This is a genomic window from Psychrobacter sp. LV10R520-6 (assembly GCF_900182925.1).
Lineage (GTDB): Bacteria > Pseudomonadota > Gammaproteobacteria > Pseudomonadales > Moraxellaceae > Psychrobacter.
This window is the reverse complement of the sequence record NZ_LT900024.1, coordinates 2,034,798-2,049,292: the sequence shown is the minus strand read 5'-3', so window position 1 is coordinate 2,049,292 and position 14,495 is coordinate 2,034,798. Positions and strand designations below refer to the sequence as shown.

Below are 14,495 nucleotides of genomic sequence, written 5' to 3'. Positions count from 1 at the left end.
CAAGAGAAATCATTGTTTTATGATTAAGTTTTTCGTTGTTTTTATAAGCGTGTAAAACTTACAGCTGATATAGCCGTATGATATTAGGAAAACCTAACAGCGAGCGCAACTCACGAATACCTTGTGCTAAGTGATTGCGACTACGGACGATGATATGGATGATAGTATCACTACTACGCACATCGACAGTTTCAACGCCCATATTCAGTTGGCGTAGATTATAGATGACTTCACTAATTTGCTCATCACTGAGCGCTATAGAAAGTTTTAGGTAAGCTGGGAAACGAATTTTTCCACCATAATCACCCGATTCACTTTGTTGTATCGCCTTATCGTTACGCCAGCGTAGCTGTATAATCTGATAGGGATTGTCTTTACGAATATCATCAAGCGAAAAACACTTGTGGCGATGGACAACTAAGCCATGACGCGATAGATGGCCAATGATAGGATCCCCATAGATAGGATGGCAGCAATTAGCAAAGTCAAGCTCAACCCCTGCCGCATTCGCAACTAATTGCTGAGGCTGTGCCATCTCGTTACCATTTTTTTGAGTATGAAGATTGGTCATTTCATCACTAAACAAGCGCGATACCACCAATTGCGGTAGCAAAGTGCCAGAGCTGATTTGCTCAAATAACGCGTCTTTTTCGAGCAGACCACGCCATTCAAGTAATTGAATCCAGTCATTGTCCGTCAAGTCATCGAGACTTTTATGATAAGGTTTTAAAGCGCGATCTAATGCTTGTTTGCCATGACGCTGCTTATCGGCTGCGGATAAGTCTTTAAACCAGCGTAGAATCTGTTCACGAGCCTTATTGGTGACCACAAAGCCTAGCCATTCAGCTTTAGGCTCAGAGTTGCTGTCTACTTCAATCTCAATCAGCTGTCCGTTTGTGACCACGGTGCCAAGCTTAGCATGTTTGCCATCGACGTTCGCCCCGATGGCCACATTACCGACCATAGGCCCAACGGCATAGGCAAAGTCTAGCGCGGTGGCGCCTTGCGGCAGCTCATAAGCGCGGCCTTGGGGGCTATAACAGAGAATCTTACTGGAATGTAGATAATCCATCAGCTCGTTGATAGTAGAGACTGCCGCTGTGAAGTCAGGACTATTTTTGTCTAAGTTATCTTCGTCAATTAAGTCTTTCATATTGCGTAGCGAGGCTTGAATGACAGATTGGCTGACATCGGAAGCATGCTCTGCGCCGATGACCCCAAGTCGTGCGGCTTGTTGCATTTTTGTGGTCAAAATTGTCACTTTAACAAAGTCGTTATCACGCTCATAGATGAGAGTGAGCGACTGATTGCCACCTGGCAGGGGACGGCGGATATTGTCTCCAATATGGGCGTCATCAATCTGATATTTTTTAATCAGATAGTAAGCCAGCTTGTCGCAGGCCTCAATATTATCGAGCACGATCTCAAAAGAGTAATGCCGTAGCAACGCGCTAATCTCACCACGATTACGGAAAAACTGCCGATAGATAGCCACTCGATTGTCTAACACTTTGACGTGTCCACCAAGCTCTAAATTATTCAATACAATAGTCAGATAACGATAAATGGCCTCTCTTTGAAAATTGCGTCCAAGCCCGTGTTGCAGTAGCTTATCAGACAGTTTGTTATACATGTCAGAATCAAGGTTGCGGTAACATAGCACCTCAATATAATCAGCAATATCATTAAGACCCATTAGACGCGCAAACGGCACGTAAAAATCTAGGGTCTCTTGAGCAGTAGCGCGCTGTTTTTCGGGGCGTACGGCATCAAGCGTGGACATGTTATGTAAGCGGTCAGCAAGCTTAATAATCAGTACACGCGGATCAGCAAGCGTGGCGGTCAGAATTTTATGAAAAGTGGCTGCTTTGTTTTGTTGTTTATTATGATTAGAGGATTTCAATTTGGTAACGCCATCGACCAGCTTGGCAACCACCTGACCATAACGCTGCTCAAGCTGGTCATCGCTAACCTCAGTATCCTCAACCGTATCGTGCAAAATCGCCGCAATGATGGTATCTCGATCTAAACGAAAGCCGGCTAATATTTCAGCGACCGCAATCGGGTGGGTGATATAAGGCTCCCCTGACTTGCGCTTGTCTTTGATGTGCGCAATATCCCCAAACTTACAGGCATCAATAATATCACGGCGTTCGGCGGCATTTAGATAGCCTACCGCGCGTAGCAAGTTATATTGAGCGTCGTCAACCATATGGTGACTGAGTTTGGGCAAGGTTTGGCTCATAGAGTGGCTATCCTATTTTTCGTTACCTATCTGCTTATTGCTTATCTGATAGTTATTGATATTTAATTTATAGTTGTTGATATTTGAATAATTATTACGTATCTAACCAATATATGATAGTTTTTGAGTTAAATGAGGGCTGAATCAATGCTAACTCAACCCAAAAAATAGTCAGTAAACCACCCTCTAATTAATCGCAAATTGAACTCAATGTCAACTGTTAAGCAAACAGATTGTGCAAAAATTAAAAATAGTTGCCTAGAATGGCGTAATTTTTAGTGTGAAGGTTTATTACAATTAAGGAGCTACTGCTATAAACAGCAAAAACCACAGCGTTACACTGTGGTTTTGTCTTAAAAGTTTTATCTGAGCTGTATTTTAACAAGCTAAAAGTAGCTTTATACCTTAAAAGCCATGATCACCTGACAAGGCTAAATCCATTGAGCTGGTAGCAAAGTTATGCTCTGGCTGATTTAGGATATCACGGGTTATTTTGCCAGCGGCAATCTCGCGTAGCGCCAATACCGTAGGCTTGTCGTTATCGACCTCAACCAACGGCTCAGCGAGACCTTTGGCCAACTGACGGGCGCGTTTGCTGGCGACCAAAACTAACTCAAAGCGATTATCAACATTATCCAAACAATCTTCAATCGTCACTCGTGCCATAGATAGCTACCTCGGTTGTTTTTATCAGTGGCGAATATTGACCGCAACTTAATAAAAAGTATATTAATAATATAAAAATGTATAGGAGTAAATAACCAACCATTATAGCATTTTTTGTCTAGCTGCGCAGTTGATTTTTATACCTGATCTACCTGAATAAGATGAGGGCTAATTCCAGTTCTCAATTTTCTACTTAATCGTTTGATTTATTATTAAGTAAAGTGGTAATGGTACGGTGATAGCGCTGCTGTTGACGCTTTAAGGTTTGTCTATTTGCAACAATAATAGCTTTTAACTCAGTCAGCGCGACCTCAAAACTGTCATTAATAATAACAAAATCAAAGTGGACATATTGCGCCATCTCCGTGACCGCACCAGCAAGACGCCGTTCTATCACCTCTACACTGTCTTGAGCGCGGGTAGATAAACGTTGACGTAAGGTTGAAATACTGGGCGGCAGGATAAAAATCATGGTGGCCTCAGTGAATATTTTTTTGACTTGTAAGGCGCCTTGCCAATCAATCTCCAAAATCACATCCACGCCCGCGTCTAACTGTGCGCGTACGCTCTGTTCTGAGGTACCATAGTAATTACCAAAAACTTCGGCGTGCTCCAAAAATTTAGACTCACCGATAGCGGTAACAAAAGCTTCTACTTCGGTAAAATGATAATCATGACCGTCAATTTCACCGGGGCGAGGGGTGCGGGTGGTGTGAGAGACACTCACTGTCAAGTCATTGGTGGTGGCAAGTAACTGCTTCACCAGTGAGGTCTTGCCTGTGCCGGAGGCGGCGGTAATAATAAACAATGAACCTGTCATACCGTATGTCCTGATGATGTTGTAGTCTGCCCATAATAAAACCGCTACGGCGTCAACCTCGCTAAGCATAATAATGTATCGCTTGCGCTTGGTTTCCTTGTAAAGATATTATTATAAATTGACTATATAAAGATGAAAATAGACGAGGTTAAAGAATAAAAAACAGCTTAGAAACTGATCGTCAAAAAGTCGCCCGTCAAAAAATAGCTGGTAAAAAAAAGAAAATACCATCACTTAGAAGGTTAGAAATAACGAATAACTAACAATGCTCGCGCTTTCATGCCCTTATAAGACTGGAGTAGTAGCTTTTTAAAAGGCAGTAACCGCTATTTTAAGGGCAATAAAAGCAAATTATGTTAAAGTAGGGTATTCCTTTTTAACCTAAATTATCCAATGATAGGCCGCCTTATGCAAATTTATCTTGCCAATCCCCGTGGATTTTGTGCTGGTGTGGATCGCGCGATTGCGATAGTCAATCAAGCCTTAACGCGTTTTGAGCCACCAATCTATGTTCGTCATGAAGTCGTGCATAATAAGTTTGTGGTCTCAGACTTAGCCAATCGCGGGGCCGTGTTCGTCGAGGAGCTTGATGAAGTGCCTGATGGCTCGATTGTCATTTTCTCCGCGCACGGGGTCTCAAAAGCGGTTGAAGATGAAGCCACACGCCGCGATCTTACTGTGTTTGACGCCACCTGTCCTTTGGTTACTAAAGTACATATGGAAGTGGCGAAATTCGCCCATGATGGCATGGATGCGGTGCTGATTGGTCATGCAGGTCATCCTGAAGTTGAGGGCACGATGGGGCGCTTTAGTCGGCGTCATGGTGGACAAATCCATTTGGTCGAAGATGAAGCCGATGTTGCTGATCTTATAGTGCAAAATGGGGAACGCTTAGCGTTTGTGACTCAAACTACTTTATCCATGGATGATACTGCCCGTGTCATTGATGCGCTGCGGGAGAAGTTTCCCAGCATCCAAGGTCCGCGTAAAGACGACATCTGTTATGCCACTCAAAACCGCCAAGATGCGGTCAAAGACTTAGCAGGCCGCTGCGAAGTAGTTCTAGTCGTTGGTTCTCCAAACTCATCAAACTCTAACCGTCTGCGCGAGCTGGCTGAGCGTATGAACTGTCAAGCTTATCTGATTGATAACGCCAGTGAAATGGACCACCGTTGGTTCGATGGCGTGCAGAGTGTTGGTGTCACCGCTGGTGCCTCAGCCCCTGAAGTACTGATTCAAGAAGTGCTACAGCAGCTACAGGATTGGGGTGGTCGGTTGCCCAATGAGCTAGCAGGAATTGAGGAAAATGTTACTTTTAGTTTGCCTAAGGCCTTACGTATTCCAGTCACCGAAGTTGGAAAAATGGTGAGTGAACCTCAAAATTAACCCTCAAAAAGAAGATACAATGAAAAAATTAAAGTCAAAATTTTTATTGGCAGAGGCTAATATTGATGAGACCAACAAGCAGTTGAAGATAAATATGTTTGTTATTGCAGTAGTTATATTTCTGCTTGGTATAAATACCATACATTTTTTCAGAGAAAAAAGTCTTTTTTATGCCGCATTAGTCGCACTTATGATCTTTTTACTATTCTTTATTATTAAAAGTCGTAAACTTCTTAAATTAAGAAAACAAGAGCTTACCAATCAAATATAGAAGCAAGCCAAACCTTAAGTAGTCTATCCATCATATAACTTCTCGTAAAAAAGAAGGGTGATGCCAAAAACTATGAATAAAAAAATTAAGGATAACGATGTCAGCTTATTATCAATGTATAGAACGCGAACAGCAAGCAGATGGTGTCTGTGTGGCGCATTATCAGCCTACCGAGCATGCGCAAGGAGCGTGGAACGAGCACGAACAGCATATGGCTCCGGCGACTGGGGTTCTTACCCGTGAGCTGAGCCAGTTTGCGCCGCAAGATAACACGCGTATTGCTCGTATTAGTCTTGATATATTAGGGCTTATACCGCTTGACGACTTTATCATTACCACGCGCTGTATTCGCCCTGGCAAAACGATTGAGCTGATAGAATCAGTAATGAGCAGTCGGGGTCGCGATTGTATTATCGCACGTGCGTGGCGGCTATTAACTCAAGACACTAGCGCCATTGCAGGGCTTGAAGATAATGCAGCAGCGCATCAGCCTGATGAGTTGCCCGTTTGGGAAGACATGAAAAATTGGCCGGGCGGCTTTATTAAAAGTGTGCGTCTGGTCGCTGAGGCAGATCGTCGTTCTGGCAAAGGTATGGTATGGATAACCACCGATGTCGAGATGGTAGCTGACGAGTCAACGGAGGATGTAGTGCATCTCTTAGGCATGGTTGATACCGCCAATGGTGTGGTGCCAAGGCTAGGGCTAGGATTGGCAGAGGCTGGCTGGATGTTCCCTAACACTGACTTACAAATCCATATGCACCGCTCACCACAAGGTCGCTGGTTGGGTATTGAAGCGGTACAACAGTACGGTACTGATGGCATAGGCGTGACCAGTGCCGTATTGCATGATGTGCATGGCCCCTTTGGGCGTAGTGAACAAATTCTTACTATCCGTCCGATGCCGCGTTAATTCTATTATTATCAATAATAAATGGCGGGTAGATAAGGTAATAATGATAAGAAAGACCACTTAAAAAACATTTAAAACACTAGGGGCGCTTGAATTTTTTTTCAGCGCCCCTATTTGTATAACCAGTGTGGCGGTATTTAACCTTAAGAATTTTGTTTATAGCTGTGTTTATTCGTATAAACAGATTTAGCTTGAATACTGCTACTTTATAATAAGTTTTATATAAAATTTAAAGGATTTTTTATGAGCGAATCGACCCCAGTGAATGGTATGAACCCAGAATTAAAAAAACATACTTTTGAAGCGGAAGTTGCCCAATTATTACATTTGGTGACTCATTCGCTTTATTCTAATGCCGATATTTTTGTGCGTGAGTTGGTCTCAAACGCTTCGGACGCCTGTGATAAATTGCGTTTTGAAGCCACCAATGATGACACTCTGTATGAAGATGACGGCGAGTTGCGTATTCGTATTGCTGTTGATGAAGCCGCCAAAACTATTACCTTTATCGATAACGGTATTGGTATGAATGAAGCCGATGCCATTGAGAATTTAGGTACCATTGCCAAATCAGGTACCAAAGCCTTTTTGGATAAATTATCTGAATCACAAAAACAAGATGGTCAGCTGATTGGTCAGTTTGGGGTGGGTTTTTATTCAGGCTTTATCGTCTCTGATACCATCAGCGTTGAATCACGCAAAGCGGGCGATGCAGCAGACAATGGCGTGCGTTGGGTATCCGATGGCACAGGCGTCTTTACCATTGAAACTATCGATAAAGCCACGCGCGGCACAACCATCACCTTGCATCTTAAAGAAGAATATAGAGAAGGCGAAGACAGCTATTTAGATCGCAGTAGAATTAAGAGTTTGGTTAATAAGTACTCAGACCATATCAGCTTGCCCATTCAAATGCGTAAAGAAATTTGGCAAGAAGATGTAAAAGAAAATGAAGACGACGGAGCTGATGAAAATACGCCAGCTGGTGGTGAGATGGTACTCACCGATGAGTGGGAAACCATCAATAAGGCCAGCGCCTTATGGACGCGCTCAGCTTCTGAGATTGATGATGAAGAGTATATCGACTTTTATAAAAACATCGCTTATGACACGGATGAGCCGCTGGCTTGGACGCATAACCGGGTTGAAGGTCGCGTACAATATACCCAGATGCTATATATTCCTAAAACCGCACCGGTCGATTTATATACTCGTGAGCAGCAGCATGGCTTAAAGCTTTATATTAAGCGTGTTTTTATCATGGACGACGCTGAGCAATTGCTTCCGATGTACCTGCGTTTTGTTAAAGGGATTATCGATTCAGCAGATTTGCCACTCAACGTCAGCCGCGAAATTTTACAAGAGTCGCGTGATGTGAAGTCGATTCGTGAAGGTAATGCCCGTCGTATTCTAACGATGCTGGCAAGCCTTGCTAATAGCGAAGACAGTGTCAAGCAAGAAAAATTTGCTCAGTTCTACGCTGAATTTGGGGATGTTATCAAAGAAGGGGTTGGCGAAGATACCGGCAATCAAGAACGTATTGCCAAGTTATTACGCTATACAACCAGTACTCAAAGTGGTCTAGAGACCAGCTTTGAAGACTATAAAGCACGGATGAAAGAGGGTCAAAAATCTATTTACTATCTGACTGCTGATACTCTTGTTGCTGCAAAAAATAGCCCACAGTTGGAGCTATTTAAGAAAAAAGGCATCGAAGTTATCTTTATGACCGGCCGTGTCGATGAATGGGCGATGAACTTCTTAACTGAGTTTGATGGAACACCGTTTCAGAACATTGCAAAGGGTGCGGTTGACTTAGGCGACTTGCAAGATGACGCTGAAAAGGCCGAAGCTGAAAAGGCGGAAGAAACACTTAAACCAGTGGTTGATAAGCTCAAAGCGGCATTAGGCGAGCGCGCCAAAGACGTTAAAGTCTCAACGCGATTAGTGGATAGTCCTGCCTGTCTCGTGGTTGGTGAAGGTGAGTTGTCACCACAGATGATTCAAATGCTCAAGCAAATGGGACAGGAAGTACCAGAAAGTAAGCCCACACTTGAAATTAACCCTGAGCATCCCTTGATTCAAAAGCTTGAAAGTAGCGCCGATTTTAATGACTTAGCACAAGTAATTTTTGATCAAGCGTTATTAGCAGACGGTGGCCAGCTTGAAGACCCAGCTGCTTATCTAAAGCGTGTCAATGAGCTATTGATGAGATAGTCTATAGTAAAAAAGCTATCGAGAAGTAAGTAGTAAAATTTCATTTCAATAAAAAGGAGGCCTTATGTTAAGGCCTCCTTTTTTATGGACGTTCGTTAAGATTAATGGTTTTTTAACTTTTTTTTAGCACGTTTTGGTACATTAAAGTTAGCTGAGGTTTTGACCACGGTATAATGATGTTTTTATGGTGATTTTTCAGGATGACTTGCAACACTAATCTTTAATAATAATGTGATTTTTTACAAATCAGCCTTACCGTCTTGACTGACAATCCGTTACAATCGCGTTAGATTGGCAGGCTAAACTAATTGGCTGTGCTTCTCGCTACTTCTTCATTTCTCTTGACTGGATAGAGGTCTAAGTCTTTGTCACTCTCGTCACTTAAAACCATCTCTCTTCAGCGCTTTTCGCTTAATTTCGCTGCCAATATCATTGCCGCTCTATGGATGTTGGTAGGGTCAACGCGCGCGTTCTCTTGGGTTAAACCAACTTTTATACAGTTTGCACTATTTGCGCTATTGGCGCTCGGTAGCAACGTGCTGTTTTCTTGGTTGGCAGCCGAAAACGGTAGCGTATTTAACGAGCAAGGAATGGTCAGCTATTTGATCTGGCCGATGATGATCCTATTGAGCGGTATTATTCTTGCACGGCGCTCTGGCAATCAAACGCTAGTATTTGTACCGGTAGTGCTGTGGTTGGTTGCCGATACGTTATCAGCGCTACTACAAAGCATGGTGCAGTTTTTGGGTAGTTATGGCTGGCTGCCGGACTGGAGCTACTCGTTCTTACCAATATTATTTCTAATACTGTTTTTATGGCAGACGCTGGCGCTATTGTGGGTCTTTTCTCGCCGCCTGCGTACTCCTTGGTGGGAGCGCATTATAGTATTGGTAGGGGCGGTGGCGCTATTAACCATCTGGCAACGTAATGTCGCAGACCAACCTATCTTTAAGCAAATTCCCGTACAACCCGTATTAGCAGAAGCGGCATTGTACGAGCAGCCACGCCTGCTACAGCAAGCTTTAGATAGCATTAATCCAAGCGTATCTGGCAAAACTGACTGGTACTTTATGGGTGTGGCAGGGTTTGCAGACCAGAACGTGTTTCGCTCGGAGATTAATAAGGTGCGGCAGTTGTTTGATGTGCGTTTTGGCACCAGCGGTAATTCGCTCGCTTTGATTAATAATACTTATAGTTGGCTAGATGAACCAATTGCTAGCAAAAGGAGTATTCTGCGTGGGCTAAAAAAGATTGGCCAGCAGATGGATACCGATGAAGATGTGTTATTACTGACCCTATCGTCGCATGGAGATCAGGACATCATTCAACTGGCGAACCCGCCTCTTGAGATGGATAATTTAGATGCAGAGTGGTTACGTGAAGCATTAGACGCTTCGGGTATTCGCTGGCGGGTGATTGTGGTATCTGCCTGTTACTCAGGATCATTTATTGATGAGCTGGCTTCGCCAACTACCGTCGTTATCACGGCTTCAGCAGCTGATAAGATGTCGTTTGGCTGTACCAATACTGCAGAGATGACTTATTTTGGTCAAGCGTTTTTTGCTGAGAGCTTGCGTGAGAACACTAGTTTTGCGGCCGCTTTTAAAGACGCTAGCTTGCGAGTCAGTGAGCGCGAAGGTTTTATGGGTTTTGAGCCCTCTGAGCCGCAGATGGTCGTGGGCAGTCTGATGGAAACTGCGCTACCTGCTTTTGAGCAAGTATTGTTCGATAGTTCGCGGCCCTCTGTAGCGAATATAACTAATGCTAATGAAATTAGTGACGCTACGATCAATATTGGGGCTGATACGATATCTAATACCGCATCTAATGTAGCAGTAACTAATGAGTGATAACAAATAATATGGTAGGAAGCGTAACATCAGCTTAATAACGATCTATATAAAGCCAACGATGCAGACCTTTAGAGTTTGTATAATGGTTAGGATGATTGTTATAAAGAAAAGTATTAAATATTTATGAAATAGCAAAAGAAAGGGATATTAACCATGAATGATTATTACGCCCACAGTCTACCGGCTAGCTCAAAGCTGACGCAAAAAAGTGTCAATCGCTGCTTTGATGGTGAGCAACATTATTATAGTCATGCCTCAGAGGCAACCAAGACCTCTATGACTTTTAGTATCTATTTGCCTGATGAGGCGCTGGCAGGCCATAGTTGCCCTGCGATTTTGTATCTATCAGGCCTCACTTGTAATGCGGATAACGTGACTCATAAGGCTCATTTTCAACAAAAATGTAGCGAGCTTGGCATGATATTTATTGCGCCAGATAGCTCTCCTCGAAGTGCGCCACGTAGCGATAATAATGAAAATGATAGCGTGCCAAACGATGAGCGCTATTTTGTCGGACAAGGGGCGAGCTATTATGTCGATGCCACTTGCGCGCCGTGGTCAGAACATTTTAATATGCAAACCTATATCGTCGATGAGCTATATGATTTGCTGCATGTTGAGTTTGCAATTAATAGTATCGGTGTCATGGGGCACTCTATGGGTGGTCACGGCGCGCTACTATTAGGTTTTAAATTTCCCAGTAAGTTTGTCAGCGTCTCAGCGCTATCACCGGTATGTTCGGCTAGTGAATCAGCATGGGGGCAGGCGGCCTATACCGAATATTTTGGCGATGATAAGGCTTTGTGGACCGAGTCCGATGCGTCGCAGACGATTGAGTCTGTCGGACGTCAATACTCAACTATATTGGTTGACCAAGGTGCCGCAGACGGCTTCTTAGCGGATGGGCAATTACAGACGCCTAAGTTACAACAGGCTTGCGAGAAGGCACAACAGCCATTGACGCTACGTTATCAAGCGGGTCATGACCACAGCTATTATTTTATTCAGACCGTAATTAACGATCATATCGAACATCATTGGCGCATGGCACAAATGAGCTAAACTTTGGCTTTACGAAATCAATAGAGTTGTATTTCATACAGAAAGAAGTAGATAGCAAGGCATATAAACGCCTTAAAGGATAGATTATTATGACAAACTCTCAAACATCATCAATAGCTGACCGCTTAGACACCAAACAGCATCAGCAACAAACTGCTCAATCGTCGCTTGCTATGATGCAGGCCGACATAGATACAGCGCTACAAGAAAAGCAAAAAGTAAAGCAGCAAACCAGCGCTAACGGGTTAAATAATAACAAGTCAGACTCTGTTAATTCAGATATTATTGATTCAGCTGAGCGGGTATCAAAAGCAACAGATGTGGCAGATGATAAAGCACTGGACACCGTGCAAATGTCACGGGTGATAGAGATGGCATGGGAAGATAGAACGCCGTTTGCAGCGATAGAGTATAGCTACGGACTCACTGAAACTAATGTCATTACCTTAATGCGTCAGCAGTTAAAACCCTCTTCTTTTCGGTTATGGCGGCAGCGGGTGACGGGTCGTGCTACTAAGCATCAAGCGAAACGTACATTTATGGTAGGCCGTGCCTATTGTAAAACTCAATATAAGCCACGATAGTAATATTATTGGTTGATCCAATAATTTAATAGTGAGGTTGCAATAGCGAGTTTTTAATATCGACGCATAACTCCTCATAGTTACTGACTCGTGATGCAAAATGCTTAGCGTCTGCCCTATGTTATAATAAAGTCATCCGAATATTTTATTGCACTTTCATTGATATTTTAAGCAAACTTTAACTAGGTAGCTCAATTATGATTTGTCCCTCTAAGCGATATCTGATTGCCCCCTCTATCTTATCTGCTGACTTTGCGCGCCTAGGTGAGGAAGTTGAGCGGGTATTGGCATCCGGTGCTGACGTGATTCATTTTGATGTGATGGACAATCACTATGTACCGAACCTCACCTTTGGTAGTATGATATGTAAGGCGCTGCGCGATTACGGCATAGATGCTCCTATTGACGTGCATTTGATGGTGTCCCCAGTAGACGGCATGATTGAACAGTTCTTAGAAGCAGGGGCCAGCATCATTACCTTCCATCCAGAAGCCAGTGGCCACGTCGATCGCTCGCTACAACTTATTAAAGATGGCGGTGCGAAATGTGGGTTGGTATTCAATCCTGCTACCCCGTTACATTATCTAGATTATGTGATGGACAAAGTCGATCAAATCTTATTGATGAGCGTGAACCCGGGGTTTGGTGGCCAATCATTTATTGACAGCACCTTAGATAAGGTACGTGAAGTCCGTAAGCTTATCGACGACAGTGGCCGCGACATTAGATTAGAGGTGGATGGGGGTATTAAATCCAATAACATTCGCGCTATTGCCGAAGCGGGTGCTGATATGTTCGTTGCCGGTTCTGCTATTTTCAACCAACAGGACTATAGCGCTGCTATTACCGCCATGCGCGAAGAGTTAGCATTAGCAAATAACGGTTCGATTTAAAAACTAAATTTAAAAATCAGGTTAAAAGTTTCAGACTACTCGTAATTATAGCTATAGAGAGGTGAAATATGGATACTCAAAAATCGTTTGCCCCGTCAGCGCCGTCCAACCAAGTACAGGGTAATAGTTCCGACTCTGGCAAACGCAGCTTGGTTCCAAAAGGCATTACCATTGGCTTGGCAGTCTTTGCATTAATCCTAAGCTTAGCCGGTTATGGCTTTCGCTTAATGGTCGGCGATGATGTCGGAGAAGTATTACAGCATGCTATGGTAGTAGTACCCGCGTTTATGCTTGGTATTCCGCTATTTTTTTGGCTGGGGTCGCGCGTGCTTAATAAGGTTAAAGGCATGCATATTGCGAGCTGGAATGCTATTAGTCTGGGCTACCTAACGTCTTGCATCTCTCTATTGTGGCTGATGGGCACTTATAGCTAGGCGTTCTGTCTTACTACTTATACTCCACTCTCAACTATCATAATTTTTGGCGTAGGCTGTGGCTTTAGCCCAGCGTTTTTGGCAAATTGTTACGATTGACTGGGCTAAAAGCGCCAGCCTACGATAGCCCATATTAAGTTGAGAGTCGCGTTACTTATAGATGTCGATATCGCTTTCAATCAACAATTTCATTGAATAACAGTTATGCTAAATAAACCTCTCTTTAAATCAATAAGTCACCCCTTTCAACCGTGACTGGATCCTTGCATGCAAACATCACCTACCAAAATTACTGATATTATTTTTCCCAAAGACATTCCAAACGGTTTAATTATTGCCCTAATCATCGGCTGTCTGTTATTAGGATTGGCATCGCTACGCATAGGTAATGATTTACAAGGCTGGCTTAATGTCATCGAAAACTGGCTACTGATGTTATTAATATTGCCAACCGCGACCGCAACTGTTGCGCTACCGTTTAAATACCGCGATCCTACCTTTGAGCTAAAGTTGGTTTATTATCTTGGTATGTTTGTGGCGTTTCTATTCACTTTAGCAAAACTGCGCTATTGGTAGTAGTTTGCCGATTCTCTTATGCGTTTTATATCGAATCCTTCATAAGACTTATGTGAGACCCCTTGAATTATAGAGTTAAAGCGTCCATTGTATGAATAAGAGATATTTGCCCGCGTTACTATGAGATGTTGAGAGATGCTAGCTTTGCTAGATTATAATCTCCGTGCAAGTATAAGACGGGATAATGAGGAAAAAGCCAAATGCCATACGATATTGATAATGAGATAGAAGTGGATATTGACAGTACCGACCAGTTTGCCGGACTTGCCAAAGAGACCACCCTTGAGCTAGTAGAAGCAGATAATGGCAGGTTATTATTACGCGACGCTGAGGGTGATGATGAGCCGCTAATGACTATTGATTTCTCTGACAAGCTCAAAGAGTTGCTTGGTAGTGATACTCAACCAATCGGGCAGCACATGATTCATGCGGCCATTCAGGTCATAATGCAAAAGCAAATGAGCCAGTGGCATGCACATGTTTATGATAAAGAGCCAACGAACTACAGCTAATACGAACGAAATTTTTCCCATGCCAACTAATAGCAATGTTAGCTAATACATTGATAGACAGCT

Annotated in this window: 14 protein-coding genes; 11 read left to right on the top strand and 3 right to left on the bottom strand. The window is 43.3% G+C overall.

The genetic code is table 11. The features are described from left to right. Positions 1-58: 58 nt before the first annotated feature. The 3 genes from U1P77_RS08465 to gmk form a co-directional block, all read right to left on the bottom strand. Positions 59-2,245, bottom strand: a complete 2,187-nt coding sequence (locus U1P77_RS08465; RefSeq protein WP_321154594.1) for a RelA/SpoT family protein — start codon at positions 2,243-2,245, stop codon at positions 59-61. 405 nt (positions 2,246-2,650) lie between these two features. After that, the gene (rpoZ, locus tag U1P77_RS08460) at positions 2,651-2,911 is read right to left on the bottom strand and encodes a DNA-directed RNA polymerase subunit omega (protein WP_321154593.1); all 261 of its coding nucleotides are present in this window, start codon (positions 2,909-2,911) and stop codon (positions 2,651-2,653) included. A gap of 193 nt (positions 2,912-3,104) precedes the next feature. Then, the gene (gene gmk / locus U1P77_RS08455) at positions 3,105-3,731 is read right to left on the bottom strand and encodes a guanylate kinase (RefSeq protein ID WP_321154592.1); all 627 of its coding nucleotides are present in this window, start codon (positions 3,729-3,731) and stop codon (positions 3,105-3,107) included. Between the two features lie 408 nt (positions 3,732-4,139). Between gmk and ispH the strand changes: the two genes are divergently transcribed. The 11 genes from ispH to U1P77_RS08400 all read left to right on the top strand — a co-directional run bounded on the left by ispH (position 4,140) and on the right by U1P77_RS08400 (position 14,432). Continuing rightward, entirely contained in the window at positions 4,140-5,117 is a 978-nt protein-coding gene (ispH, locus tag U1P77_RS08450; RefSeq protein WP_321154591.1) for a 4-hydroxy-3-methylbut-2-enyl diphosphate reductase, read from the top strand. A 19-nt stretch (positions 5,118-5,136) separates the two neighbouring features. Next, positions 5,137-5,388 (top strand): hypothetical protein, encoded by a 252-nt coding sequence (locus U1P77_RS08445; RefSeq protein WP_321154590.1) that lies wholly within the window; start codon positions 5,137-5,139, stop codon positions 5,386-5,388. A gap of 97 nt (positions 5,389-5,485) precedes the next feature. Beyond that, on the top strand, positions 5,486-6,301 hold the full coding sequence (locus tag U1P77_RS08440) for a thioesterase family protein (RefSeq protein ID WP_321154589.1): 816 nt from the start codon (positions 5,486-5,488) through the stop codon (positions 6,299-6,301). A gap of 243 nt (positions 6,302-6,544) precedes the next feature. Beyond that, entirely contained in the window at positions 6,545-8,518 is a 1,974-nt protein-coding gene (gene htpG, locus U1P77_RS08435) for a molecular chaperone HtpG (protein WP_321154588.1), read from the top strand. A gap of 365 nt (positions 8,519-8,883) precedes the next feature. Beyond that, a complete protein-coding gene (locus U1P77_RS08430; protein WP_321154587.1) occupies positions 8,884-10,368 on the top strand; it encodes a C13 family peptidase in 1,485 nt (494 codons plus the stop codon). 156 nt (positions 10,369-10,524) lie between these two features. Then, the gene (gene fghA, locus U1P77_RS08425; RefSeq protein WP_321154586.1) at positions 10,525-11,433 is read left to right on the top strand and encodes an S-formylglutathione hydrolase; all 909 of its coding nucleotides are present in this window, start codon (positions 10,525-10,527) and stop codon (positions 11,431-11,433) included. A 353-nt stretch (positions 11,434-11,786) separates the two neighbouring features. Continuing rightward, positions 11,787-12,017, top strand: a complete 231-nt coding sequence (locus tag U1P77_RS08420; RefSeq protein WP_321156664.1) for a TIGR03643 family protein — start codon at positions 11,787-11,789, stop codon at positions 12,015-12,017. Positions 12,018-12,214: 197 nt separating this feature from the next. After that, positions 12,215-12,910, top strand: coding sequence for a ribulose-phosphate 3-epimerase (gene rpe, locus U1P77_RS08415; RefSeq protein ID WP_321154585.1), 696 nt, complete (start codon positions 12,215-12,217; stop codon positions 12,908-12,910). 68 nt (positions 12,911-12,978) lie between these two features. Continuing rightward, positions 12,979-13,344 carry a hypothetical protein gene (locus U1P77_RS08410; RefSeq protein WP_321154584.1) on the top strand — a complete coding sequence of 122 codons (366 nt, stop codon included), beginning with the start codon at positions 12,979-12,981 and terminating at the stop codon, positions 13,342-13,344. A 267-nt stretch (positions 13,345-13,611) separates the two neighbouring features. Next, positions 13,612-13,920: a hypothetical protein gene (locus U1P77_RS08405; protein WP_321154583.1), complete on the top strand. Its 309-nt coding sequence runs from the start codon at positions 13,612-13,614 to the stop codon at positions 13,918-13,920. Positions 13,921-14,120: 200 nt separating this feature from the next. Next, positions 14,121-14,432, top strand: coding sequence for a hypothetical protein (locus U1P77_RS08400; protein WP_201556372.1), 312 nt, complete (start codon positions 14,121-14,123; stop codon positions 14,430-14,432). Positions 14,433-14,495: the final 63 nt, after the last annotated feature.

Bases quoted from the DNA above. Each gene is read 5' to 3' on its own strand.
- U1P77_RS08465 (WP_321154594.1), bottom strand. From the start codon at position 2,245: ATGAGCCAAACCTTGCCCAAACTCAGTCACCATATGGTTGACGACGCT.
- rpoZ (WP_321154593.1), bottom strand. From the start codon at position 2,911: ATGGCACGAGTGACGATTGAAGATTGTTTGGATAATGTTGATAATCGC.
- gmk (WP_321154592.1), bottom strand. From the start codon at position 3,731: ATGACAGGTTCATTGTTTATTATTACCGCCGCCTCCGGCACAGGCAAG.
- ispH (WP_321154591.1), top strand. From the start codon at position 4,140: ATGCAAATTTATCTTGCCAATCCCCGTGGATTTTGTGCTGGTGTGGAT.
- U1P77_RS08445 (WP_321154590.1), top strand. From the start codon at position 5,137: ATGAAAAAATTAAAGTCAAAATTTTTATTGGCAGAGGCTAATATTGAT.
- U1P77_RS08440 (WP_321154589.1), top strand. From the start codon at position 5,486: ATGTCAGCTTATTATCAATGTATAGAACGCGAACAGCAAGCAGATGGT.
- htpG (WP_321154588.1), top strand. From the start codon at position 6,545: ATGAGCGAATCGACCCCAGTGAATGGTATGAACCCAGAATTAAAAAAA.
- fghA (WP_321154586.1), top strand. From the start codon at position 10,525: ATGAATGATTATTACGCCCACAGTCTACCGGCTAGCTCAAAGCTGACG.
- U1P77_RS08420 (WP_321156664.1), top strand. From the start codon at position 11,787: ATGTCACGGGTGATAGAGATGGCATGGGAAGATAGAACGCCGTTTGCA.
- rpe (WP_321154585.1), top strand. From the start codon at position 12,215: ATGATTTGTCCCTCTAAGCGATATCTGATTGCCCCCTCTATCTTATCT.
- U1P77_RS08410 (WP_321154584.1), top strand. From the start codon at position 12,979: ATGGATACTCAAAAATCGTTTGCCCCGTCAGCGCCGTCCAACCAAGTA.
- U1P77_RS08405 (WP_321154583.1), top strand. From the start codon at position 13,612: ATGCAAACATCACCTACCAAAATTACTGATATTATTTTTCCCAAAGAC.
- U1P77_RS08400 (WP_201556372.1), top strand. From the start codon at position 14,121: ATGCCATACGATATTGATAATGAGATAGAAGTGGATATTGACAGTACC.